Raw genomic sequence first — 24,131 nt, 5'->3', positions numbered from 1 at the left:
CTACCGGCCGCCCGACGGCATGCGCGACCCGCCCGCCACCCCGCCGACGGTCAGTCCTCGGTGCGCGGCACCCGCCGCACGCCGATCCCGCCCATGAGCGCCAGTCCCGTGACCCTGATGACCGGGGCTCCGGGCGGGGCCTGGCGGACCGGTCGCGGATCGGGCTTCCAGTTCCCGGACTCCTCGCCGAAGCCCCCCATCAGCCCCAGGCCCTCGATCTCCACATGGATGTCGTCGGGGACGTAGATGTCGATGCCGCCCATGATCGCGAACGCCCGGATCGTCGTCTCGTGGGACTGCAACGAGGCGCCACGCAGGTCGATCTCGATGCCGCCCATCAGTGCGAACGCGGTGTGCACGGAGGGAAGGGTCCACGCCCCCGCCCGCTCGACGCCTCCCATGATCGCCAGCGAGGAGGCGGGCCCGCTGGCCCCGGTGACGCGACGCGCCGGGGCCCCGTGCGGCCGGGTCGCGGGCGTCGAGTCGTGCTCGTGGTGGGCGATCGGCAGGTCGTGCGTCAGCTCGATGAGCTCGGACCGGAAGCGTGCGGCGTACGCCCGCGAGGTCCGGTCATCGAATTCGGCGAGCGTGAGCCTCCCCTCCGAGAAGGACTCCTGGAGGAGCTTGGCGGTGGCGTCGCGCTCGGCGTCGGAGGCGCGGACCGACGGCAGGTGGCGATCCGGCTCGGGCGTGGCGTCATCCATGGTCACGAGCCTAGTACTGCTCTACCTGTACGCGGGCTGAGTAGGTGGACGCACGCTGCCCGCACCCCGGCAGGCAGACTGGGGACCATGATCGAGGTACGGAATCTCACCAAGCGCTTCGGCGCCTCCACCGCCGTGGACGACCTCAGCTTCGAGGTCCGGCCCGGCGTCGTCACCGGATTCCTCGGCCCGAACGGCGCCGGCAAGTCCACGACGATGCGGATGATGGTCGGTCTCGACACCCCCACGTCCGGGCAGGCACTGATCAACGGCACCCCGTACCGCGAGTTGGATCGCCCCGCCCACAAGGTGGGCTGTCTGCTCGACGCGTCCTGGACCCACGCCAACCGTTCCGCCGGCGCGCACCTGAGGATGGTCGCCGCGGCGGGCGGGGTGGCCCCGGGCCGCGTCGACGAGGTGCTCGGCCTGGTCGGCCTCACCGACGTCGCCGGCCGCAAGGTCGGCGGATACTCGCTCGGCATGCGCCAGCGACTCGGTCTGGCCACCGCCATGCTCGGCGACCCCGAGGTCCTTCTGTTCGATGAGCCCGTCAACGGACTCGACCCCGAGGGGATCCTGTGGATCCGCCGTTTCATGCACGCGCGCGCCGCAGAGGGCCGCACCGTGCTGGTGTCCTCGCACCTGCTGTCGGAGATGGCGCAGACCGCCCAGGACCTCGTCGTGATCGGCCGCGGCAAGCTGCGCGCGCAGACCTCCGTCGAGGAGTTCCTCGACGCCGCCACATCCTCGGTGGTGTTGCGCACCCCGCACGTCGACGAGTTCACCGCCGCCGCGCGCGACGAGGGCATCGAGGCCACGTTCGACGCGGAACAGGGTGTCTTCCTCATCCAGAACCTCCGCGCGCCGCAGGTCGGCGATGTCGCCGCCAGCCTGGGGATCACCGTCCACGAACTGCACGAGAAGCGGGCGTCGCTGGAGGAGGCCTTCATGGCCCTCACCGACCAGGACGTCGAGTACCACGGTCAGGAGTCCACCCGATGAACCAGCTGAAGTCCGAGTGGATCAAGGTCACCACCACCAAGAGCGCCTACTGGCTGTACGCGATCGGCATCGGCCTGGCGGTGGTACTCGCAGTGGTCATCGGCCAGTTCGAGCAGCCCGCCACAGGGGACCCGATGGCCGGTGCGCCCGGCGGCGGCAGTGACCCGCTGTTCGCGATCCTCGGCGTCAGTGCGTTCACCGTCCTGCTGGCGTGGATCGCCGCGATCGTCGGTGTGACCGGCGAGTACCGCTATCACACGATCAAGGCCACGTTCCTGACGACGCCGTCGCGCTGGCCTGCCATCCTGGCCAAGACCGCCCTGTTCACGGTGCTGTCGATGGTGGTCACAGCCATCGCGGTGATCCTGGCGCTCCTCGTCGCCGGGGCGCTCTCCGGAAACGAGGGCTGGACCCCGTTCTCCGGAGACGGGCTGACCTACCTGTGGCGCTTCCCCGTCTACGCCGCACTGGGGACGATCGCGGTCACGGGCCTGGCGTACATCATGCGCAACGCCGCCGGCACGATCTCCCTGTTCCTCGTGTGGATACTGGCCCTCGAGGGCATGGTCTCGTTGATCCCGCGGGTCGGCGAGGACATCGCCGCCTGGATGCCGTTCGCCAACGGTGACTTCTGGACCCAGGGAGAGAGCGTCCGCGGGTACATCACGTGGGGCGAGTGGCCGGCGTTCGCCTGGTTCGCGGCCGTGTGCGTGGCCCTCTGGGTCGTCGGGGTGCTGATGACGCTGCGCCGGGACGCCTGAGCTCGGTCGGCCGATCCGACCTACTGAGCACCGACGTCCCGGCCCGTCGGCCGCGGTGGGGACCGGCGCGGCCCTCGCCGCCGGTGAGAACTACGACTCGGTGATCGGCAGGTAGACGCGGCCACCGAGTTCGGAGAATTCGGCCGACTTCTCCGCCATCCCCGCCTCGATCGCCTCCACCGTTTCCATCCCGTGCTCCGCGGCGTAGTCGCGGATGTCCTGGGAGATGCGCATCGAGCAGAACTTCGGACCGCACATCGAGCAGAAGTGCGCGGTCTTCGCCGGCTCCGCGGGCAGCGTCGCGTCGTGGTACGCCAGGGCGGTGTCCGGGTCGAGGGCCAGGGCGAACTGGTCCCGCCAACGGAACTCGAACCGGGCGGTACTCAGCGCGTCATCGCGGGCCTGCGCGCCGGGATGTTCCTTGGCCAGGTCCGCCGAGTGCGCGGCGATCTTGTACGTGATCACGCCGGTCTTGACGTCGTCCCGGTCGGGCAGGCCTAGGTGCTCTTTGGGCGTGACGTAACACAGCATCGCCGTGCCCGCCTCGGCGATGCGGGCAGCGCCGATCGCGGACGTGATGTGGTCGTAGCCCGGCGCGATGTCCGTGGCGAGGGGGCCCAGCGTGTAGAACGGGGCCTCCTCGCACCACTCCTCCTCGAGGCGCACGTTCTCCACGATCTTGTCCATCGGCACGTGACCGGGACCCTCGATCATCACCTGCACGCCGTGGCTCTTGGCGATCCCGGTGAGCTCCCCGAGCGTGCGCAGTTCGGCGAACTGGGCCTCGTCGTTGGCGTCGGCGATCGACCCCGGCCGCAGACCGTCGCCGAGGGAGAACGTCACGTCGTAGCGGGCGAGGATCTCGCACAGTTCCTCGAAGTGGGTGTAGAGGAACGACTCGCGGTGGTGCGCCAGGCACCACGCCGCCATGATCGAACCGCCACGCGACACGATGCCGGTGACCCGCTTGGCCGCCAGCGGGACATAGCGCAACAGCACGCCGGCATGGACGGTCATGTAATCCACGCCCTGTTCGCACTGTTCGATGACGGTGTCGCGGTACAACTCCCAGGTCAGACGGGCCGGGTCGCCGCCCACCTTCTCCAGTGCCTGGTAGATGGGCACGGTGCCCACCGGGACGGGGGAGTTGCGCAGGATCCACTCGCGCGTCTCGTGGATGTCCCGGCCGGTGGACAGGTCCATGATGGTGTCCGCGCCCCAGCGGGCAGCCCACACCATTTTCTCGACCTCCTCGGCGATCGAACTGGTGACCGCCGAGTTGCCGATGTTGGCGTTGATCTTGGTGAGGAAGCGCTTGCCGATGATCATCGGCTCGCTCTCCGGGTGTCGGTGGTTGGCCGGGATGACCGCCCGGCCGGCGGCGACCTCCGAACGCACCACCTCGACGTCGATCCCCTCCCGCACCGCGATGAACCGCATCTCCGGGGTTGTCAGGCCCGCCCGGGCCCAGGCCAGCTGCGTCCGGACGGGAGTGGGGTTCTCCGGCGAGGCGGGGACAGGTCCGGGGTGGGACCACTCGCGGCGGGTCGGCGGGAGGCCCGCGCCCAGGTCATGGCAGTCGGCCGGGTCCGCGTACGCGGTATATGGGCCGGAGGTGTCGTAGACGTCGAACGTCGTGCCGTCGGTGAGCGCGATCCGGCGCACGGGTACGCGCTGGCCGTCACCGGACTCACCGGGCACCTCGAGATGAACCTTACTGCTGGAATGGATGGGGCCGCACGTCACGGCGTCGAACGGGGTGCCGTCGGTGCCGTCGGCGAATAAAGCTGTGCCCATGGTGTTTCCTGATCTCCCTACGCCGGCATGATCCGGACAGGTTCTACGGTCGACGACCCGGCTGGTCGTCCTCTCAGCCCGCGCATCGAAGCGGACTCCCGTGTGGATGAGTATGTGATTGTGCAGGGGCGAGCGTAACCCGACGAGTAGCATCGCGGGTGGAACACGCCCTGAAGAAGGAGTTCTGATGTCCCCTTTAACGTCGCTCAAGCTGGTCCACAACACCGATAGAGACCGCTTCGAACTGTGGGACAGCGAGACCTTCATGGGTCTCGTTGGTTACGAGAAGGACGGCGACGTCTACATCCTGCTCCATACCGTGATCGAGGAGCGGTACGGCCAGCAGGGAATCGCTCGCCTGCTGGTCAGCCTGGTCCTCACCCGCATGCGGCTCGATGAGCTCAAGATCCGGCCGGTCTGCAGCTATGTGCGGCGGTTCCTCGTTCGCTTCCCGGAATATCAGCTCCTGGTCGCCCAGCCGTGACAGGCGCCGGGCGGTGACCGTGGCCCGCGGTGACCATTGTCAGCCGGCCGACGAGCGGCGGAGAAGGGGCCGGGAGAGCGGGACGTAGTCTGACCCCAGACGACCAGCTACCCGGAGAGGACTCCCATGACCTACCCGCCCCAGGGGAACACTGCCGACGGCGACTCGACCGGTGGCGACGATGCGAGTCGGGGCTCCTACAGCCAGAACCCGTACGGCCAGGGCACATACGGACAGAGTCCGTACAGCCAGGGCTCGTACGGACAGACCGACTACGGCGCGCAGACCCCGACCGGTTACGGCGCGCAGACCCCGACCGGTTACGGCGCGCAGACCCCGACCGGCTACGGCGCACAGACCCCGTCCTTTGCCGGGGCGGGCGGGTACGGGACCACCTCGGAAGCTCGCCCCGGCCCGCCGTCGAACGTCGGCTGGGCGGTCGCGTCGATCCTCTTCTTCTGGCCGCTGTCTTTCGTCGCGATGACCCGCGCGCTGGACGTCTACCCGCTGTGGGCCGCCGGTCGCCACGCCGAAGCCGAGGCCGCCAGTGCGACCGCCAAGAAGCTCGGTATCCTCTCGCTGGCGATCGTGGCAGTCCTCATCGTGCTGTACTTCATCTTCATCTTCGCGATGGTGGGACTGGCCTCGAGCGGCTTCTAGACCCGGCCGGGTTCGCGGTTCACGCCAGGCCCAGACGAGGGGCTTCGATCGCAGGGCACGCGTCCATCACCACGTCCAGCCCGGCATCCTTCGCGCGCTGCGCCGCGGCCTCGTCGATCACGCCCAGCTGCAACCAGACCGCCTTGGCTCCCTTGGCGATCGCATCGTCCACCACGCCACCCGCGAGCTGCGAGTTGACGAACACGTCGACCACATCGATCTCACCGGGAACGGACGCGAGATCCGGGTAGCCCTGCTGACCGTGCACGGTCTCGGCCTTGGGATGGACCGGCACGATCTTATGTCCCAGGTCGCGGACGTAGGCGGCTATCCCGTACGCGGTGCGCGCGGAGTTGTTGGACAGGCCGGCGACGGCCCAGCGGCCCTTCTCGGTGAGCAGGCGCGTGATGACGGCGGGGTCATTGGAATGGCTCATACCCAGTTCAAGGCCCCCCGCCGCCCAGACATTCCCCGCGCGGCTCCGCCAGGCCTGTGCGCGGGGCCCTCCTTAGCAGGCTCAGTCAGTCCCCGACGGGGCGTGTGCGCGGGGCCCTCCTTCGCGGGCTCAGTCAGTCCCCGACGGTACGTGCGCGCGGGGACATCGCTCCGCTCGCTGGCGCTCCCTCCGCTAGTCTCCGACGGCGTCCTTGCCGCGTCGGACGATCTTCGGGTCCGGGTCGAACACCACCTGGGGGTCCTTGTCCGGGTAGTCGAACTGGTTCAGGAAGTAGCGCATCGCGTTGATGCGGGCCCGCTTCTTGTCGTTGGACTTGATGGTGATCCACGGGGCCCACTCGGTGTCCGTACGACGGAACATCTCCTCCTTGGCCTCCGTGTACTCGTCCCACTTGCCGAGGGACTGCAGGTCCATGGGCGAGAGCTTCCACCGACGGACCGGGTCGAGCTGCCGGATCGCGAACCGGGTCTTCTGCTCCTCTCGGGTGACCGAGAACCAGAACTTGGTCAGGCCGACCCCGGACTCGACCAGCATTTTCTCGAACATGGGCGCCTGCTCCATGAACGTCTCGTACTGGGAATCGGTGCAGAAGCCCATCACCCGCTCCACGCCGGCGCGGTTGTACCAGGAGCGGTCGAACAGCACGAGCTCGCCGCGGCTGGGCAGATGGGCCACGTACCGCTGGAAGTACCACTGGTACATCTCGGTCTCGGTCGGCTTCACCAAGGCGACGACGCGGGCCTGCCGGACGTTGATGTACTCGCTGAACCGCTTGATCGTCCCGCCCTTGCCGGCGGCGTCGCGGCCCTCGAACACGATCACCTGCCGGTGCCCGGTCTCGGCCTGCCAGTTCTGGAACTTCAGCAGCTCGATCTGCAGCAGGTACTTCTCGACCTCGTACTGGTTGCGGTCCAGTCGCTCGTCGTACGGGTAGTTCTCCCGCCAGGTGTCGACGGCCCGGCCGTGGATGTCGATGAGGTCCGGGTCCTCGCCGTGGTCGTCGCGGACCGTGAACCCCTCGGCACGCAGGCGGTCGATGTAGTGGCGCAGTTGGAACGTGGACATGGCTCAGTCGAGGTCCACGACGACGGGCGCGTGGTCGGAGGCGCCCTTGCCCTTGCGCTCCTCGCGGTCGATGGACGCCCCGGTCACGCGGGCGGCCAGGGCGGGGGAGTGCAGTTGGAAGTCGATCCGCATGCCCTTGCGCTTGGGGAAGCTGAGTCCGGTGTAGTCCCAGTAGGTGTAGACGCCGGGTCCGGGCGTGTGCTCGCGGGTGACCTCGCGGAAGCCGGCGCCGTCGAACGCCGCGAACGCCAACCGTTCGGGGCCGGAGACGTGGGTCTTGCCCTCGAAGACCTCCATGTCCCACACGTCCTCGTCGAGCGGCGCGACGTTCCAGTCACCCACGAGGGCGATCTGGGCGGCGGAGTCGGCGGTCAGTTCGGCGGCGGCGTGGTCGCGCAGGCGGGCCAGCCACTCCAGCTTGTACGTGTAGTGCGGGTCGCCCAGCTCACGGCCGTTGGGGACGTAGAGGCTGTACACGCGGACGCCGTCGCAGACCGCCGAGATGGCGCGGGCCTCAGGGTCCTGCGAGACCTCGGGGTCCTTGTGGAAACCGGGCATGTCGTCGAAGCCCAGACGCACGTCCTCGAGCCCCACCCGGGAGGCCACGGCGACGCCGTTCCACTGGCTCAACCCGTGGTGGGCCACCTCGTACCCGAGCTCACGGAACGCGTCTTCGGGGAACTGCTCGTCCTTGCACTTGGTCTCCTGCATCGCCAGGACGTCGACGTCCGAGCGTTCGAGCCAGGCGAGCACGCGGTCTTTCCGGGCGCGGATCGAGTTCACATTCCAGGTGGCCAGACGCATGCGCCCGAGTGTATTGCCCTCCGCGCGGCGGTGTCACCGTGGGAGCGGAGCCGGTGTCAGTCGACGACGACGAGGTGGCGCAGCGAATGGTGCGGCTGCAGTCCGAGCTTGGCCCACAGGCCGCGCCCGGCGGAGTTGTCCGCGAACACGTGCAGGTGACATTCCTGCGCGCCGAGGCCCAGTCCCCACTCCACGAGCGAGCCGGTGACCACCTCGGCCAGGCCGCGGCGGCGGTGGGCGTCCGCGGTCTGCACGCAGGACACCGCGATCCGCGGGTGTCCGTCGGGTCCGGCGGTGACGGCGCCGCGGGCGATCGCGGCCAGGTCCCCGTCCTCCTCGAGCCGAGCGAACACCGCGTGGCCGCCGGGGCCGGGTTCGCCGGCGTCCGGTCCGGAGGCGACGAGCCCCGCGGTGGCGAGCATCGCCGGCCGGACTCGCTCGGGGTCGAGGTCGGCGGTGGCGTGGTAGAGCGCCAGCCAGTCGTCGTCGGGGCGCTCGGCCAGGGTGACCGCCGGCCTGGTGGGGGCGGGGAACGCCTCGTCGACCACCGCGAGCAGGTCGCGGCTGCCGGCGGTGCACAGCAGGAGGTCGCGGTCGGCATGGATCCGCGAGTCGTCCACCGGGGCGCCGCCGAGCCTCATCCGGTCGGATTTCACCAGCCGGTCCACGTCCACGAGTCGCAGCGGCAGGCCGCGGGCGGCGTACCAGGAACGCACCCCGTCCAGGTCTTCGCAGTCGGCCCACGGCAGGACGGGCACCGCCGAGTTCCCGCGGTAGGACCAGTCGTCGCCGGCGCGGCAGAACCAGCCGTCGACCACCTCGTACTCCGGTCCGGGCCACGCCAGGGCACCGGCGTACTCGTGCGCCCGGATGTCGCGGGCCCGCACCGGCCGCGGCGGGATCACCTTGAGCACCGCGATGTCGGCGTCCGCGATCCGCACCTGCTCACCGGACTCGCGGGCCACGACCAGTTCCGGCTCGAGCTCCACCACGCGACCGATGACGTCCGTGTACAGATGCGAGGTCTGGCCCGCCTCCAGGTGGCGACGCACCACCACGCGATCGCCCACCGCCACCCGGCGGCCGGCGTTCCACCGGGACCGTTCCGACAGGCCCCGGTCCTGCTCAGCCATGGTCGGTGCCGACCTCGTCGTCGTAGTCATTGTCGTTGTCGTGGTCGTCATCGTCTTCATCGGCGAACGGGTCCGGGTCGGAGGCCGGATCCCAGCTCAGGCCGGGTACGCCCCACCCGGCGTCACGGATGTGGCGCTTTGCGGCCTTCCGGTTCCGTCCGATGAGGCCGTCGGTGTAGAGGAAGCCGTCGAGGTGGCCGACCTCGTGCTGCAGGCAGCGGGCGAACAGGCCGTACCCCTCCACCGAGACGTGTTCGCCGTGCTCGTCGGTGCCCGTCACGCGCGCCCACCAGGCGCGACCGCGCGGGAAGTTCACCGCGGGAACGGACAGGCAACCCTCGAGGTCGTCCTCCGGATCCGGCATGGTCTCCGGGATCTCGGACGTCTCGAGGACCGGGTTGACCACGCATCCGCGCCGGTTGAGCCAGCCGCCGCGCGCCTCGACCTCCTCGCGGGTCACGCCCTCGCCGTCCTCGGTGTCCAGGTCGGGGCAGTCGTAGACGAACAGCCGCTTGCGCACGCCGATCTGGTTGGCGGCCAGGCCCACCCCGTTGGCGGCGTCCATGGTGTCGTAGAGGTCCTGCACCAGCGCCGCGAGTTCCTCGGGGGACTCGGTGACGGGCTCGGTGGGGGCGTGGAGCGCGGGATCGCCGAGGATGACGATGGGACGGACGGCCATGGTGGTCGATTCTAGAGCGCCGGACATGGCGACGTGTCGGAGGCGTGTGGTTCACTACGGTGGAATCACAACCGTGTATTTCACACCGGCAGAATTCCAACCCGCACGGGGATCCGTCGGGACGGCGAGGAGGCGCGCACATGGGTCGGTCAGCCACCGTGGCACGCGAGGTGCAGGGCGAGAAGGACCGCGCGCAGGGGGCGGCCGAGCTCCACGCCGCCGACCCCGTCCTGTCCGAACGAGACCGGGCCATGCTCGAGTTCGAGCGGCAGTGGTGGAAGTTCGCCGGCTCCAAGGAGGAGGCGATCCGGCAGCAGTTCGACATGTCCGGTACGCGCTACTTCCAGATCCTCAACGATCTCATCGACCGCCCCGAGGCCCTGGCCGCGGATCCGCTCCTCGTCAAGCGGCTGCGCCGGATGCGTTCCAGCCGACAGAAGGCACGCGCGGCGCGCAACCTGGGAATGCGGCTCGACTGACCTAGACTCGGCGGCGTGAGCTCCCAGTCCGGAAACCCGCAGTACGACAGCCCGCAGCCCGGCGATGCCGAGTACGGCGATCCCGAGTACGGCGGCGCGCACGGCGCCGACGACCCCTACACGCAGGGCGACGGCCCGGCCATGGACGAGCCGACCGGCCCGCCGTACCGCGCAATCGCGATGGTGCTGCTGGCCGCGGTCGTGCTGGCGGTCGGCGTCGGACTGGTCCAGCTGTTCGGCGGTGACGAGGACGAGGCGACGCCCACCGCCGACGACACCACCTCCCAGGTCGAGCAGGACGCCTCGGCCGGACAGGGTGCCGATGGTCAGACCGGAACCGACGGCGCCGGCGCTGCCACTGCCCCGGGCGACGCCGGGGCCGGTCAGGACGGTGCCGGCGGCGCGGACGGTGCGCCCGGCGGAGGAGCCGACGGGCAGGACCCGCAGTCGGGCGACCCCGCGGCGCCCGCCCCGGGCCAGCCCGCCGGGCAGGTCCCCGGCGGAGCGGTGCCGGACGTGACGTCCGTGCCCGTGCAGATCTTCAACAACAGCACCGTGACCGGGCTGGCCGGCCGCACCGGTGAGACGCTGCGCGAGAACGGGTACGCCGTGGGTGAGGTGGCCAACATGCCGTCCAACCGCGGCGTCGTGGCGGAGTCGACCGCCTTCTACGGCTCCGGCCCCGGCGAACAGCAGGCTGCACAGGCGATCGCCTCCCAGTTGGGCATCACCGCCAAGCCGCGGCCGGCGGATCTCGCGGACGAGGCGCCAGGGGTGATCGTGATCGTCACCCAGGATCTCGACCGCTGACCCCTGAGGATATGATGAGCCCACGCATTCCGTTCCGCGGGTTGCGTGCTCACTAGCGACTTGCAGCTTCCCGAGATCGAAGGAGCCCCCATGGCCCCGCGTCAGACCGCCCGCCGCCTCCTGGTCGCGGCTCCCGCACTCGCCCTCGCGTTCGCCGTGGCCGCGTGCAGCCCGCCCAACGAGCAGCCGGCCGAGGCCGACGCGCCGTACACGCTGCCCAGCTACACCGAGGACGCCGCGCCGACGAGCTCGATTCCAGAGACGCAGGAGACCGACGTGCCCGAGGGCGCCGGCGACTTCGAGCCCGGCGTGACGGAGACGGGCACTCCCGGTGGCGAGGGCGGCGGCCAGGCCACCACCGACGACGGCATCGTCGTCCCGGGAACCGGACAACAGGCCGGCAACGCCCCGGCGCAGCCCGCCCCCTGAGCAGTCCGCCCCTGACCTGACGGGTCGGCACCACCCCCGGACGACGAGAAGAGCGTCCCGCACACGTTCCCCGAGAGGGACAGGTGCGGGACGCTCTTCTCGTCGGGCCGGCGGCCGGCCCCGGCCGCGCGACGGGTCAGTTGGCGGCGCTGCCGTCGAGGCCCGACCCGGTGAACTTCTCCAGCACCGGGGCCTCGTGGGTGATGGTGCCGTCCTCGACGCTCTCCCGGTAGGCGAGGTTGCCCACGCGGTTCGCGATCACCGGCGCCGTGCACACGGCGACGATCGCGGCCAGCACGAGCATGCCCAGGTCGATGTCCGGGAAGATCCGGATCCCGGCGCCGAGCAGGATCAGCACGAGGCCGAGGACCTGCGGCTTGGCGGCCGGGTGCATGCGGCTGAGGGTGTCGCGGAAGCGGACGAGGCCGATCGCGCTGGCCAGTGTCAGCAGCGCGCCGGCGAGGACGAACAGTGCGGAGATGATCTCCACCAGGTCGTTGGTCATGGGAGGGCCTCCTCGGGCGATCCGACGGTGTCGTTCACGCGGAAACGGGCCACGGACACCGACCCGAGGAACGCCACGAGGGCGAGCGCGACGAGCGCGGCGGCTGGGGTGGTGTCCTTGGACCAGGCGATGTAGACACCGATGCCGCCCTGGGCCACCGCGACGAGCGCATCCAGGGAGATCAGACGGTCGAGGGTGTTGGGGCCGCCGACGAGCCGGATCATGGTGGCGAACAGCGCGGCCGTCAGCGCGATGACGGCCAGGCTCCAGAGGACGAGCGAGATGATGTTCACCGGGGGGCCTCCTGTCCCGGGGCGGGGCCGTCGGCGTCGTCCGCGTGGTGGGCCGAGTGCTCTGCTTCGGCCTGCTCTGTTTCGGCCTGCTCTGCTTCGACTCGTGCAGCTCCGGGCTCGTCTGCGTCGGTGTGGTCTGCGGCGGGGTGGTCTGCGGCGGTGTGAACTGGCGCGGCTTGGTTAGCGGCGTGGGGTGCGGATTCCGCGGAGTCCGCGGTGCCCACGGTCGTCGGGGCGCTGTCGGCGGGTGCCGAGTAGTGCTCCGGGCTCGGCTTCCAGTCCTCGTCGCGTTCGAAGGCGCGCTGGTAGAGCGCCTCGATGTGCGCGGTCTGGGATCGGAAATGCTCCACGGCGTCGTCGGTTCCGGTGTTCAGTACGTGGATGTAGACGTAGCGGGCCGCGGGATCGACGCGGACGACGATGCCGCCCGGCATGAGGTTGAGGGTGTTGACGGCCAGGGCCAGGGTGAAGTCGGACTTCAGCCGCATCGGGGCGCGCAGCACGGCGGAGCGTGGGGGAGCCTGGGGCCGGACCGACAGCCAGGCGACGGCGAACGACGAGCGGACCAGGTAGTAGGCCACCACGAGCACCAGCCACACCATCGACACCGGCCGCAGCAGACCCTCGACGGGGACGCGGGGGAGCGGGAGGACGGCCATCACCACGGTCGCGACGATGAGTCCGGCGGCGATGGTGCCGATGTCGATGCTGCCCCACAGCAGGACCCAGGCGAATGCCAGCCACAGGGTCATGAACAGGCGGGCGCCGAGCACCCGCGGCTCCAACGTCATCTTCCGGGCCATGTCAGCGCACCCCCGTCACGGAGTCGACGAAGCGTTCGGGTGTGGCGTCGGTGGGGACGGTCACGAGGTACTCGACACGCTCCCGCAGACTCTCGGCGGCGCCGTCGGTGACCGCGAGCAGCGGGCCGGCGAAGACGGTCATGAGAAGCGAGACGACGATGAGCGCCCACGTCGGGGCCAGCATGCTCCACGGCATCCTCCCGACCTCGTCGCGCTCGTCGAACTCGACGTACTCGTCGGACGGCAGCAGTGCGAGCGGCTTGGCCAGCGCGATCGCGCCCTCGGGGGCGTCCGCCCGGGGCCGCCAGAACGCCTTGGACCACACGCGCACGACCACGTACAGCGTCAGCAGGCTGGTGACCATGGCGCCGGCGACGAGCACCCACATGAGGACCCCGCCGACCTCTGCGCCGGCCTGGACCACGGCGAGCTTGCCGACGAAGCCGGAGAACGGCGGGATCCCGCCCAGGTTGAGCGCCGGGATGAGGAACGTGACGGCGAGGACCGGGCTGACGACGCCGAGGGACCCCAACCGGCGGAGGGAGGACGACCCCGCCTGCCGTTCGATGAGGCCCACGACCAGGAACAGTGTGGTCTGCACGACGATGTGGTGGCCGACGTAGTAGATCGCGGCGCTCAGCCCGGACTCGGTGGACAGGGCGACCCCGAAGATCATGTAGCCGATGTGGCTGACCAGGGTGAACGACAATATCCGCTTGATGTCCGACTGGGCGATCGCACCGAGGATCCCCACGACCATCGTCAACAGGCCGGCCACCAGGAGGACGCCGTCCATGCTGCCCCCGGGGAACACCAGGGTGTGGAAGCGGATGATCGCGTAGACGCCGACCTTGGTGAGTAGACCGGCGAACACGGCGGTGACCGGGGCGGGCGCGGTCGGGTACGAGTCGGGCAGCCACGTGGACAGCGGGAACACGGCGGCCTTGATGCCGAACGCCACGAGGAACACGGCGAAGATGGTGTGCCGCAGGCCGTCCGGGACCTCGGCCATCCGGGTGGCGACCTGCGCCAGGTTGAGCGTTCCGACGGCGGAATAGGTCAGCGCGATGCCCAGCAGGAAGACCATCGAGGACACCATCGACACAACGGTGTACGATACGCCCGCGCGCACACGTTCCTGACTGGCACCCAGCGTGAGCAGCACGTACGACGCGGCCAGCAGCATCTCGAACCCGACGAACAGGTTGAACAGGTCGCCGGCGATGAACGCCGCGTTCAGGCCGGCGGCCAGCGCGAGGTAGGTGGGCAGGAAGACCGAGGTCGGCTGGTCGCCGTCACCGTCGCGGACACCCTGGCCGACGGCGTAGATGATGACCGTCAGCAGGATCACGGCGGATACGCACAGCATCAGCGCGCTGAGCCGGTCCGCGACCAGGGTGATGCCGACCGGGGCGTCCCAGCCTCCCACCTGGACGGTGTGCATCCCGTGTTGTTCGGTCAGCACCAGCAGGATGCCGGAGATGACCAACACCCCGGTCAGGGTGGCGATCGTGATGACGTTCTGCACCCGCGGTCGGCGGGAGACCACCAGACAGAGGGCGGCCGCCAGCATCGGGGCGAGGACGACCGACGGGATGAGGTAGCCGAAGAGTTCGGGGGAGATCACAGGTCCTCCTCCTTTCCGGCGTCCTTGTTGCGCTTCACGCGTCGATCGATACGTCGGGCCTCCGCCTCGGCGCGGGCCCGTGCCTCCGCGCGAGCGTCGGCCTCGGCTCTGGCCCGGGCCTCCGCTCGGGCTTCGGCGGCGGCCTCGGCTTCGGCCTCCTCGAGGTCCTCGTCGTCGTAGTCGACGTGGTCACCGAGTTCGGTGGGCTGACCGGTGGCGTGGTCGTCGGAGGCGTCACGGTCGGGAGCGGACCAGGCGTCGGTGGGGGAGCGTCGGGCGATCTTGGTGTCCTCGACGTCGTCCGCGACCTCGTCCACGGTGGTGAACTGGTACGAGCGGTAGGCCAGCGCGAGGATGAACGCCCCGACACCGGCGGTGATGACGATGGCGGTGAGGATCATCGCCTGGGCGAGCGGATCGGAGTCGGTGGCGTTGCCGCCCCAGGTCCGGTCGCGGATGGGCGGGTTCCCGGGCGCGCCGCCCGCCGCCAGCAGCAGCAGGTTGACGCCGTTGGACAGGATCATGATGCCCAGCAGGATCTTGATGATGGCCCGCTCGAGCAGCAGGTAGACGCCGGCGGCGCTGAGGATGCCGGCTAGGAGCAGCAGTGCGAAGTCGGCGGTCATGGCATCCCCCGGGACGTCGTGCCCTGGTTCTCGGCGGCCTTCAGGCGTGCGGCGCGGCGGGCGGCCAGATCGGACCGCGGTGCGGCGCCGTCGACGCCGGGGACGCGGCGCAGGGAGGCGGTGGACGGCGAGTCGGTGGCGTCGACGTAGACGGCGCGGAGTTCCTCGAGGTCCTCGGCGTCCAGGTCGAGTCGGGCGCCGAGGCTGCGGAGGATGTCGAGGACGAGACCGACGACGATGAGGTACACCCCCGCGTCGAAGAACAGTGCCGTGACGAACTTGACGTCCCCGAACACGGGGAGCGTCCCCTCGAAGGTGGCGCTGGACAGGGGAGGCGCCCCGAAGAACATGGACGCGGTGGCCGTGCCGGCGGCCAGCAGGAGCCCGAATCCGAGGATCCGGCCGGCGTCGATCGGGATGGCCTCCCCGAGCTCGTAACGGCCGCCGGCGACGTACCGCAGTACGAGGGCCAGGCCCGCCACGAGACCGCCCGCGAAGCCGCCTCCGGGATTGTTGTGTCCCGCGAAGAAGAAGAACAGGCTCAGGATCATCATGGTGGGGAAGATGAGCCTGGTGGTGACCTCGAGGACGAGGGAGCGGGCGCGCGGATCGCGGACGGTCGCCCCGACCAGCCAGCGGCCGGGGGAGGCGCCGGGAGCCTCGACGACGATGCGGGCGGCCTCGATGCCCCGTCGGCCGGAGCGCGTCTTGCCGGCGTCGGCGAGGCGGGGCCCCGAGCCGTAGCGGCGGTTGCGGAAGACCAGGCTGGCCACACCGGTGGCGGCGACGAGCAGCACCGTGATCTCACCGAGGGTGTCCCAGGCGCGGATGTCGACCAGGGTGACGTTGACGGCGTTGGCACCGTTGCCGATGTCGTAGGCGAGGTCCGGGAAGACGGTGGACACAGCGGGCCGCTGGCGGGCGTTGATCGCGTAGGCGCCGACGATCACCACGAGCAGGCCCACCCCGATGCCGAGCCAGGCGCGGGTCCGGCGGAAGCCGTCCGACAACGGGACCTCGGCGGGCATCGTGCGCAGCACCAGGACGAACGCGACCATCAGCAGCGTCTCCACCAACACCTGGGTGAGGGCCAGGTCCGGGGCGCCGTGGAAGGCGAAGATGATGGCGACGCCGTAGCCGGTGACGGACATGCTGATCACCGCGGCGAGGCGGTTGCGCAGGACGGTGGCGGCGATCGCGGCGACGGTCATGGGGATCATGACGAACAGCACGACCGGGTTGCCCGCCAGCTCCATCCGCAGGCCCTCGCGGGTGCCGACCATGAGGGACGCGAACGGGAACAGCACGAGGGTGAACAGGATGATGCCGAGCGTCAGCGGGAGGGAGCCGCGCTGGATGCTCGCGGTCAGGCGCAGCGACAGGAGGTCGAAGAAGCGCAGGACGGCGTCGTAGATGCGGTCGGCGTTACCCAGCGCGGGCGACTCGAACTGCATCCGCTCGACGGTCCGCTGGGCGACATAGAGCATGGTTCCGAGCACGTACACGACCGCCGTGAGCGCCAACGGGATGCCGACGCCGGGCCACAGTCCCAGGTGGTAGGCCTCGTCTCCGCGCCACGGGCTGCCGGGCGGGAACGCGACATCGACGAACCGGACGAGGAGGTTCTCGACGGGCGCCGACCACAGGCCGAGCACCAGGCCGGCGACGGCGAGGACCGCGGGCACCGAGAGGAACATCGGGTTGACGGGCTTCGAGTCGGCGACCGCGGGGCTGATCCCGTCGGGGAAGGTCGGCTTGTCCCGGAATGCGCCCATGACCAGGCGGGCGGTGTACGAGAAGGTGAGCACCGAGCCCAGTACGAGGCCCGCGGTGACGACGATCGCGGGCATCCCGTGTAGTCGGCCCTCGGTCAGCACGGTGGCGAACGCGGACTCCTTGCCGATGAATCCGAGGAAGGGCGGGAGCCCGGCCATCGAGGCGGCGGCGAGGGTGAAGAACACCGCCAGTGCGGGCCGCGAGCGGCCGAGGCCCGACAGCTCGCGGATCTCACGGGTGCCGGTCGTCTTGTCGATCACGCCGACCGCCATGAACAGGGACGACTTGAACAGCGAGTGCGCGAGCAGCATGGTGAGCCCGGCGAGCATGGTGTCCCGGGAGCCGATGCCCACCAGCACGAGCAGGAAACCCAGCTGGGACACGGTGCCGAAGGCCAGCACCAGCTTGAGGTCCGTCTCGCGTAGCGCCCGCCACCCGGCCATGAGCAGGGAGACCAGGCCCAGGGCGATGAGTGGCAGCTGCCAGGTGGACGAGCCGGACAATCCGGGACTGAACGCCGCGACGAGGAAGACGCCGGCCTTGACCATGGCCGCGGAGTGCAGGTACGCGCTCACCGGGGTGGGGGCGGTCATCGCCCCCGGTAGCCAGAAGTGCAGGGGAGCGATGGCGGACTTGCTCGCCGCGCCGATGATGACCAGGGCGAGAGCCCAGTGGACGAGGGGCCCCGACGGTGGGGCCGCGATGATCTCGCTGAGCAGGTACGACCCGGCTTCCTGCGCCAGGATGATCATGCCGACGAGCATCGCCAGGCCGCCGAGGGTGGTCACCAGCAGTGCCTGGGTGGCGGCACGCCGGGACGAGGCCCGCTCGGCGTAGTGGCCGACCAGCAGGAAGCTCAGAACGGAGGTGATCTCCCAGAAGATGTACAGCAGGATCATGTTGTCGGCCACGACCAGGCCGAACATGACGCCCGCGAAGGCGACGAGCTCCGCGGCGAACAGGTGGAGTCGCGGTTCGGAGTCGTCGAAGTACCAGGTGCAGTAGAACAGCACCAACGCACCGACACCCAGTGCGATGAGGGACATCAGCGCGGACAGGGCGTCCATCCGCAGGTCGAGCGCCAGGTGGATGCCGGGAGCCCACTGGATGGACTCCGTGGGTACCCGGTCGAGGTTCGCGGCCACCCAGACCGCGCCGGCGGCGGGGACCAACGCCAGGAGCGGGAAGGCGCGACGGCCGAGCCTCAACACCAGCGGGATCGCGATCAGGGCGGCCACGGCGTGGGCCGCGAGGATCACGATCACCGGCGGCTCCTCTCCTTGCGTCGAACGGACGACGACATGCGGACGCACCCGCCGCGAGACGGCGGGAAGCCGGTGGTCGACCGGGGCGTGGTTTCGGGTTTCACTTTACAGAACAGTGTTTCCGCCCCGCTTTCAGCGCAGGTGAAGGCGGGTGGCGGCGCTGAGGAGTGCGGCGATGGAGGCCTCGGAGGAGGTCTGGCCGAACCCGAGGGCCCACGTCTCGCGCCGCCCGCAGCCGGCCCGCAGAATGGTGCACCACGACTCGGTGTCCCCGAACGAGTGGCCCCCGTGCCGGTGGCCCTCGTACTGGTGGAACTGCTCGATCTCCGTGCGTGCGCCGACCCGCCCCAGCATGTCCGACATCGCGGTGAGGTCACCACAGGATTCGGTGGTCAGGCGGTGGGCCGTGAACTCCCCGGCTGCGTCCCCCGGCGCGCGGGTGGCCAGGATCGCCTCGTAGGCGGTGATTCCCCGGCCGAGGGGGCGGCGGGAGAGGTCCGCGAGATGGAAGTGGTCGGACGACGGGGCGTAGGTGTCGACCAGCGTGCGCCAGTCCAGCCCCGCGGCCTCGGCGGCGAACCCGCGCGGCGGTCGACGACCGAATCGCTCGGTGAAGGGACACGTGGGGGTGGCGGAGGTGGCAGGGTGGCCGAGAGGGGGGTTCGCGGTGGGATACATGGTGTTCTCGCTTCTCGTGCGTCGGTGCGGTGACCGACGAGAAGGAGTAACCACGCAACGGGGGTGCCGGTCTGTCAGGCCCCGTTACGTCCGGTTACTACGAGAATCTTCCGCATGGTCAGACACTCTAGGCCGCCGGCGTGAATCCCGGCAAGCCCGTGGCGCCCCGCCCCCGCGCGCGGCACCCTCGCGCTGCTCAGCTCTCGCGACGCTCGGCGTACTGCCGGAGGTCCTCCACCTGCACGGGGTCGAGAGAGGGTCTGACCGCGCGGCGGGCGCGCGCCACGTCCTCTGCGGTGACCTCGGCCGCGTCGATGTCGCGACGCATCGCGGTCAGCGCCGACTCCCGGAGCAGGGCGGCGCAGTCCGCCGCGGAATACCCGTCCAGGTCGGTCGCGAGCTCGGCCAGGTCGACGTCCTCGGCCAGCGGGACGTCCCGGCCGGCGGCCCGGAGGATGTCGGCGCGGGCCTCGGCGTCCGGCGGGGGGACGAACACCAGGCGTTCGAGCCGCCCCGGACGCAGCAGGGCGGGGTCGATGAGCTCGGGCCGGTTGGTGGCGCCGAGGATGACCACATCACCCAGTGGCTCCGCACCGTCGAGTTCGGTGAGCAGGGCCGCCACCACCCGGTCGCCGACGCCCGAATCGCCGGACTGGCCCCGCCGCGGGGCGAGCGCGTCGATCTCGTCGAGGAACACCAACGACGGCGCCGAGTCACGCGCCTTGCGGAACAGGTCGCGGACGGCCTTCTCCGAGGACCCGACCCACTTGTCCATGAGCTCGGCACCCTTGACCATGTGCACCGTCAGCCGCCCGCTCGCGGCGAGGGCCCGCACGACGAACGTCTTGCCGCAGCCCGGGGGACCGTACAACAGCACGCCCCGTGGCGGCTGCACCCCCAGCCGTTCGAAGGAGTCGCGGTGCTGCAGCGGCCACAGCACCGTCTCGGTGAGCGCCTGCCGCACCTCCTCCATGTCCCCGACGTCGTCGAGGGTGATCGATCCCAGGCTCAGCTCCTCGGTGCCGGACCGGGACAGCGGCCGGATCACGCTGATCGCGCCCAGGAGGTCGTCCTGTTCGAGGCGTGCGGACGAGAGGGCGGTGGCGTCGTCTCCCGACGCCCGCCCGGCCGCGCGCAGGGCTGCTTCCCGGGTGAGCGCCCGGAGGTCGCCGGCGACGTACCCGGGCGTGCGGTCGGCGACGGCCGCGAGGTCCACCGTGGCGGTGGGGACGTCGCGGAGCATGACCTCCAGCAGCGCCGCGCGGTCGGCCGCGTCCGGCAGGGGCAGGTCCAGGACGCGGTCACAGACGTCGGGCTCGCGCAGTCGCGCGTCGGCGGCCTCGGGGTGCACGCACGTCGCCACCAGCACCGACCCGGGCGTGGCGACCACCGAGCGGAGCCGGTCGAGGACCAGGGTGGACACGGGCTCGGCCTCGGCGGGGAGCAGCGCGTCGATGTCGGTGACCAGCAGGATCCCGCCGCCTTCCCGGGTTCGCTCGGCGGCCGCACGGACCGCCTCCAGTCGCGAGGCGGGGTCGAGGGCCCCGACCGATGGCCCGTCGACCACCTCGAGTCGGCGGGCCCCCGCGACGGAGCGGACCAGCGTCGCCTTGCCGACGCCGGGAGGGCCGGCGACCAGGACCCCGAGGTGCGGCGACGCGCCCAGCGTCCGCAGCAACTCCGATCGGTCCAGCGCGAGCGAGAGCCACTGCTCCAACACCTCGGCCCGGTCGGCGACGCCCACGAGGTCCTCCCGCGCGACGGCCGTGATGGCGGAACCGTCGGCCACATCCGTGCCCACCGCGCCTCGGCCGGCTACGCCCCCGCCGACGGCGCCGCGCCCGGCGACGGCGCCGCGCCCGGCACCGGTGGGTTCGGCCGTCCCCGGTCCGCGGGATCCCGCGGCGGCGGGAGCGGACGGGCCGGCCGTGTTCGTCGTCGATCCCGCTTCGGTCACCACCGCGGTGGTGGGCTGGATGGAGACGATCCCGTCCGGCACGGTCGCGGTGACGGTGAGCAGTTCGGTGCTCCATGCCGCGCCCATGGTGTTGCGCAGGGTGCGGGTGGTGTCGGAGGTGGGGAAGTCGGGGCCGAGGTCGCGAGGCATGAGCGTGACCGAGTCGCCGACGCGCACCACCTTGCCCAGCAGCGCCGAGCGCAGCACCCGCTCGGCGACACCGCGGCCCGCCGGCGGGAGGCCCTGGACCTCGACGGACTGCGCGCCCGTCACCTGCGCGGCCCGCACGGTCACCCGCGCGTCCTCGCCCAGGCCGCAGTTGGCGGCCACCACCTCGTCGACCACCAGCACGCCGCTCGGCGCGCCCGTGGCCGCGGCGGCGACCACGGCGCCCGTGGTGCGGGCGCCGATGATCTCGATGGCATCCCACTCGCGCATCCCCAGCGCGAGGATCACCTCCGGGTGTGCGCGGACGATCCCCCGTCGGGAATCGGCCGCGGACGCCGACAGACGCAGGGTCAGGTCAAGATCCGGGCGGGAGTTCACGGAGGTGAGCGTATCGCGGCGAGCGCAGGACCCCCTCCGGCCCCGGCGGGGTTACAGCGCGCCGCGAATGGCGTTCCAGGCGACGGGGATCTGACGCGAGTAGTAGGACCAGTTGTGCAGCCCGGTGGGCAGGTGGTCGATCGTCGCCGGGATGCGCAGTTCGCGCAGGCGACGGTCCGCCGCGCGTGTGCACTGCCCGGTCGCCTGCTCCAGCGCCATGCCGGCGACGAAGTTGGCGGCGTCGTTGTTGTAGTCCTCCCAGTCGCCCGGGTTGGCCACGCCCGTGCCGGACGAGAGGTAGATCGCCTTTCCGCGCAACTCCTCCGCGTTGATCAGCGCGTCGTGGTCCGCCCACTGAGCGTTGCCCGGCTCGCCCCACATGTTGGTCAGCGTGGCGCCGCGGCTCTCCACGGTGTAGCGGGTGAGGATCTGACCGAGCGTGCCGGTGGAGTAGCAGCCCGAGACGCCGAAGACGGCCCGGTAGAGATCGGGGTGGCGGGTGGCGATGGTCACGGCCGCGCCGGCGCCCATCGAGATCCCGCCGATCGCGCGGCTGCGGCTGGTGCTGACCTCGGGTTCGACCAGGGCGGGCAGGTCGCGTGTGATGAAGGCCTCCCACTTGCTGATGCCCAGCACTGGGTCGGGCTCGTTCCAGTCCGCCCACATCGAACCCTGGCCACCGGTCGGGATGATGAGGTTGACGTTCTCGTCCGCGAACTGCTCTGCCGCGCCCCACTGCATGAAGCCGCTGGGGAGTTCGGAGCCGACGCCGTCGAGGAGGTAGAGGAACGGCGCGTTCTGATTACCGTTCGGCGCGCGGTAGACCTCGACGGTGATCCCGCGCTTCATGTCGGCCGAGTCGATGAGCCACCGCTCGTAGCGTCCGTCGATCTCCTTGCTCACGACGCGCGTCTCGGTGATGTTCGGGTTGGGCTGGGGCGCCGGCGGCGGGGGTCCGGCGAACATGTTGGGCGAGAATCCGAGTCGGTTGGCGATGCCCATCATCGATGACCCGGACGAGCCCGGCAGGTTGCCGAAGTAGAGGAGCTGACTGAGGCTCTCCGGCGAGATGGTGCCGAGAGCGCCGTTGGCGATCTGCTCCGGGCTGATCGACCCCGGTAGCCCCTGCGCCTGCACGGGGGCGGGGAGCAGCCCCACTGTCAGTGCGGCGGCGGCAGCGGTCGCGAGGAGGGCGCGGCCTGCGCGGGTGACGCGGTGGGCGAGTGCGGGAACGGGCATGGCGGCTCCTTCTTCCGGGCAGCCGAGATCTGGTCGAACCGCCACTGGTGACAGTATCGGCCCACGGGCATCACACCGTTACCGGTTCTCCGGGCCGGGGGCTCAGCGGTAGCGCTGCAGGAACGCCGCCTCCGCCAGTGCGATGCGCTCGATCTCCCGCGGGTCGACGCTCTCGTCGGGGGAGTGGATCGCGGCCGCGGGGTCCTCGACGCCGAACAGTGCGATGCTCGCGTCGGGATGCGCCCGCTGCAGCGCGGTGCACAGCGGGATCGATCCGCCGGAGCCGACCACGGCGACCTCCTCCGCACCGTAGGCCTGCACCAGGCACTGCGAGAGCAGGTCGTGGACCGGGTCCGAGCCGCCCGCCGGCACCGAGCGGAACGGGTGGCCGACGGCCTCGGGTTCCACCGTCACCCGGGCGTTCCACGGCCTGCGCCGCTCGATGTGCGCGGTGAGTAGCCGCTGCGCCTCGACCGGGTCGATCCCGGGTGGAACGCGCAGGTTGATCAGGGCGCGGGCTCGGGGTTGGACGGCGGCGATCGCCCCCTCGACCGGCGGGCAGTCGATCCCCAGCACGGTCACCGCGGGCCGTGACCACACCAGGTCCGCGAGCGGGGCCGCCGTGGAGACCTCCACCCCGTCGAGGATCCCGGCGTCGGCGCGGAACGTCTCTTCGGGGTAGGCCTGCCCGTCCCACTCGCCGGTGAAGTCCAGGCCGTCGACGGTCGTGGCGCCGGTGGCGGGGTCGCGCAGCGAGGCGAGGATGGAGATGAGGGCGGCGAGCGCGTCGGGCGCCGCGCCCCCGAACTGTCCGGAGTGGACCCCGGCCTCCAGGGTGTCGACGACGACGACGAGGTTGGCGATCCCCCGGAGGCTGGTCGTGAGCGTGGGGGTGCCGACCGAGACGTTCCCGGAATCGGCGATGAGGATCGCCTCCGCCGCCACCAGGTCGGGCCGCGACGCCACGAGATCGTCCAGGCCCCCTCCGCCGGTCTCCTCGGAGCCCTCCACGACGAGTCGGATCCCCAGGCCGTCCAGCGGGTCCGCCCCGGGGTCGCCGACCTCGTCGTCGTCACCCAGGGCGGCGAGGGCGCGCAGGGCGGCGAGGTGCACGACGAGGTTTCCCTTGCAGTCCGCGGCACCGCGGCCGTACCACCGGCCGTCGCGCTCGGTCAGTTCCCACGGCGAGGACGTCCACTCGCCCGGGTCCCCGGAGGGCTGGACGTCGTAGTGGCTGTAGAGCAGCACGGTGGGGCGGCCGGGTGCGGCCGGGCGGTGGGCAAACACCGCGCGCGACCCGTCGGACGTCTCGATCACCTCGACCGAGTCCGGGCCCAGGCCCGGGATCGGCAGGTCCGAGAGCAGGGTGCGGACGAGGTCGCAGGCCTGCGCGCAGGCGTCCGGCTCGGCGTCGTGCACCGACGGCAGGGCGACGAGATCGGCGAGATCGGAGCGGGCCCGGTCGAGTTGGGCGGCGACCGCGGCCGCGAGCGGGGCGAGATCGGCGTGGGGGTCAGCGAACGCGGGGGAGTCGGCCATGCGCACAGAGTAG

24 protein-coding genes and 1 riboswitch are annotated in these 24,131 nt (G+C 70.9%); of the genes, 7 read left to right on the top strand and 17 right to left on the bottom strand.

The window, feature by feature from the left end:
- Positions 1 to 50: 50 nt before the first annotated feature.
- The gene (locus J1M64_RS03550) at positions 51 to 704 is read right to left on the bottom strand and encodes a DUF1707 domain-containing protein (protein ID WP_132062492.1); all 654 of its coding nucleotides are present in this window, start codon (positions 702 to 704) and stop codon (positions 51 to 53) included.
- Between the two features lie 87 nt (positions 705 to 791).
- Between J1M64_RS03550 and J1M64_RS03545 the strand changes: the two genes are divergently transcribed.
- Positions 792 to 1,706: an ABC transporter ATP-binding protein gene (locus J1M64_RS03545; RefSeq protein ID WP_061227928.1), complete on the top strand. Its 915-nt coding sequence runs from the start codon at positions 792 to 794 to the stop codon at positions 1,704 to 1,706.
- The gene (locus J1M64_RS03540; RefSeq protein ID WP_182636043.1) at positions 1,703 to 2,467 is read left to right on the top strand and encodes an ABC transporter permease; all 765 of its coding nucleotides are present in this window, start codon (positions 1,703 to 1,705) and stop codon (positions 2,465 to 2,467) included. The genes J1M64_RS03545 and J1M64_RS03540 overlap by 4 nt, the downstream gene beginning before the upstream one ends.
- A 90-nt stretch (positions 2,468 to 2,557) precedes the next feature.
- Here J1M64_RS03540 and thiC read toward each other — a convergent pair whose 3' ends face one another.
- Entirely contained in the window at positions 2,558 to 4,264 is a 1,707-nt protein-coding gene (gene thiC / locus J1M64_RS03535; protein ID WP_206472825.1) for a phosphomethylpyrimidine synthase ThiC, read from the bottom strand.
- Positions 4,262 to 4,376: riboswitch (TPP riboswitch) on the bottom strand. (Overlaps the previous gene by 3 nt.)
- Positions 4,377 to 4,451: 75 nt before the next feature.
- Between thiC and J1M64_RS03530 the strand changes: the two genes are divergently transcribed.
- The gene (locus tag J1M64_RS03530) at positions 4,452 to 4,748 is read left to right on the top strand and encodes a GNAT family N-acetyltransferase (protein WP_206472823.1); all 297 of its coding nucleotides are present in this window, start codon (positions 4,452 to 4,454) and stop codon (positions 4,746 to 4,748) included.
- 126 nt (positions 4,749 to 4,874) lie between these two features.
- A complete protein-coding gene (locus J1M64_RS03525; protein WP_206472821.1) occupies positions 4,875 to 5,408 on the top strand; it encodes a CD225/dispanin family protein in 534 nt (177 codons plus the stop codon).
- 19 nt (positions 5,409 to 5,427) lie between these two features.
- Here the strand turns inward: J1M64_RS03525 and J1M64_RS03520 are convergent, their stop codons facing one another.
- The 5 genes from J1M64_RS03520 to J1M64_RS03500 all read right to left on the bottom strand — a co-directional run bounded on the left by J1M64_RS03520 (position 5,428) and on the right by J1M64_RS03500 (position 9,546).
- Positions 5,428 to 5,844, bottom strand: a complete 417-nt coding sequence (locus J1M64_RS03520) for a CoA-binding protein (RefSeq protein WP_206472819.1) — start codon at positions 5,842 to 5,844, stop codon at positions 5,428 to 5,430.
- A 192-nt stretch (positions 5,845 to 6,036) separates the two neighbouring features.
- A complete protein-coding gene (gene ppk2 / locus J1M64_RS03515) occupies positions 6,037 to 6,930 on the bottom strand; it encodes a polyphosphate kinase 2 (RefSeq protein WP_206472817.1) in 894 nt (297 codons plus the stop codon).
- Between the two features lie 3 nt (positions 6,931 to 6,933).
- Positions 6,934 to 7,734, bottom strand: a complete 801-nt coding sequence (locus J1M64_RS03510) for an exodeoxyribonuclease III (protein ID WP_206472815.1) — start codon at positions 7,732 to 7,734, stop codon at positions 6,934 to 6,936.
- 56 nt (positions 7,735 to 7,790) lie between these two features.
- On the bottom strand, positions 7,791 to 8,867 hold the full coding sequence (locus J1M64_RS03505) for a GNAT family N-acetyltransferase (protein WP_206472813.1): 1,077 nt from the start codon (positions 8,865 to 8,867) through the stop codon (positions 7,791 to 7,793).
- The gene (locus J1M64_RS03500) at positions 8,860 to 9,546 is read right to left on the bottom strand and encodes a peptide deformylase (RefSeq protein WP_206472811.1); all 687 of its coding nucleotides are present in this window, start codon (positions 9,544 to 9,546) and stop codon (positions 8,860 to 8,862) included. The genes J1M64_RS03505 and J1M64_RS03500 overlap by 8 nt, the downstream gene beginning before the upstream one ends.
- Before the next feature lie 140 nt (positions 9,547 to 9,686).
- Here J1M64_RS03500 and J1M64_RS03495 point away from each other — a divergent pair, with 140 nt between their 5' ends.
- The 3 genes from J1M64_RS03495 to J1M64_RS03485 all read left to right on the top strand — a co-directional run bounded on the left by J1M64_RS03495 (position 9,687) and on the right by J1M64_RS03485 (position 11,264).
- Entirely contained in the window at positions 9,687 to 10,025 is a 339-nt protein-coding gene (locus tag J1M64_RS03495; RefSeq protein ID WP_206472809.1) for a DUF3263 domain-containing protein, read from the top strand.
- Between the two features lie 15 nt (positions 10,026 to 10,040).
- A complete protein-coding gene (locus tag J1M64_RS03490; protein ID WP_244200877.1) occupies positions 10,041 to 10,835 on the top strand; it encodes a LytR C-terminal domain-containing protein in 795 nt (264 codons plus the stop codon).
- Between the two features lie 90 nt (positions 10,836 to 10,925).
- Positions 10,926 to 11,264 carry a hypothetical protein gene (locus J1M64_RS03485; protein WP_206472807.1) on the top strand — a complete coding sequence of 113 codons (339 nt, stop codon included), beginning with the start codon at positions 10,926 to 10,928 and terminating at the stop codon, positions 11,262 to 11,264.
- 136 nt (positions 11,265 to 11,400) lie between these two features.
- Here the strand turns inward: J1M64_RS03485 and J1M64_RS03480 are convergent, their stop codons facing one another.
- From J1M64_RS03480 to J1M64_RS03435, 10 genes are all read right to left on the bottom strand, one after another.
- The gene (locus J1M64_RS03480; RefSeq protein ID WP_067719292.1) at positions 11,401 to 11,769 is read right to left on the bottom strand and encodes a monovalent cation/H(+) antiporter subunit G; all 369 of its coding nucleotides are present in this window, start codon (positions 11,767 to 11,769) and stop codon (positions 11,401 to 11,403) included.
- On the bottom strand, positions 11,766 to 11,993 hold the full coding sequence (locus J1M64_RS03475) for a monovalent cation/H+ antiporter complex subunit F (protein ID WP_067719517.1): 228 nt from the start codon (positions 11,991 to 11,993) through the stop codon (positions 11,766 to 11,768). Before J1M64_RS03475 ends, J1M64_RS03480 begins: the two co-directional genes overlap by 4 nt.
- Positions 11,994 to 12,058: 65 nt before the next feature.
- Positions 12,059 to 12,865, bottom strand: a complete 807-nt coding sequence (locus tag J1M64_RS03470; protein ID WP_241261061.1) for a Na+/H+ antiporter subunit E — start codon at positions 12,863 to 12,865, stop codon at positions 12,059 to 12,061.
- Between the two features lies 1 nt (position 12,866).
- A complete protein-coding gene (locus tag J1M64_RS03465; protein ID WP_067719289.1) occupies positions 12,867 to 14,492 on the bottom strand; it encodes a Na+/H+ antiporter subunit D in 1,626 nt (541 codons plus the stop codon).
- The gene (locus J1M64_RS03460) at positions 14,489 to 15,118 is read right to left on the bottom strand and encodes a Na(+)/H(+) antiporter subunit C (RefSeq protein WP_067719286.1); all 630 of its coding nucleotides are present in this window, start codon (positions 15,116 to 15,118) and stop codon (positions 14,489 to 14,491) included. Before J1M64_RS03460 ends, J1M64_RS03465 begins: the two co-directional genes overlap by 4 nt.
- Positions 15,115 to 18,159, bottom strand: a complete 3,045-nt coding sequence (locus J1M64_RS03455) for a Na+/H+ antiporter subunit A (protein WP_206472805.1) — start codon at positions 18,157 to 18,159, stop codon at positions 15,115 to 15,117. The genes J1M64_RS03460 and J1M64_RS03455 overlap by 4 nt, the downstream gene beginning before the upstream one ends.
- A 132-nt stretch (positions 18,160 to 18,291) precedes the next feature.
- Positions 18,292 to 18,837 (bottom strand): hypothetical protein, encoded by a 546-nt coding sequence (locus tag J1M64_RS03450; protein ID WP_206472803.1) that lies wholly within the window; start codon positions 18,835 to 18,837, stop codon positions 18,292 to 18,294.
- A 196-nt stretch (positions 18,838 to 19,033) separates the two neighbouring features.
- On the bottom strand, positions 19,034 to 21,340 hold the full coding sequence (locus J1M64_RS03445; protein WP_206472802.1) for an AAA family ATPase: 2,307 nt from the start codon (positions 21,338 to 21,340) through the stop codon (positions 19,034 to 19,036).
- A 51-nt stretch (positions 21,341 to 21,391) separates the two neighbouring features.
- Positions 21,392 to 22,579 carry an alpha/beta hydrolase family protein gene (locus J1M64_RS03440; protein WP_206472801.1) on the bottom strand — a complete coding sequence of 396 codons (1,188 nt, stop codon included), beginning with the start codon at positions 22,577 to 22,579 and terminating at the stop codon, positions 21,392 to 21,394.
- 102 nt (positions 22,580 to 22,681) lie between these two features.
- Positions 22,682 to 24,118, bottom strand: a complete 1,437-nt coding sequence (locus tag J1M64_RS03435) for a M20/M25/M40 family metallo-hydrolase (protein WP_206472800.1) — start codon at positions 24,116 to 24,118, stop codon at positions 22,682 to 22,684.
- Positions 24,119 to 24,131 lie beyond the last annotated feature (13 nt).

This window comes from Dietzia sp. KRD202, assembly GCF_017168155.1.
GTDB classification, from domain to species: Bacteria; Actinomycetota; Actinomycetes; order Mycobacteriales; family Mycobacteriaceae; genus Dietzia; species Dietzia kunjamensis.
The sequence above is the reverse complement of the archived record's forward strand: the minus strand, read 5'-3'. Positions and strand labels throughout refer to the sequence as shown.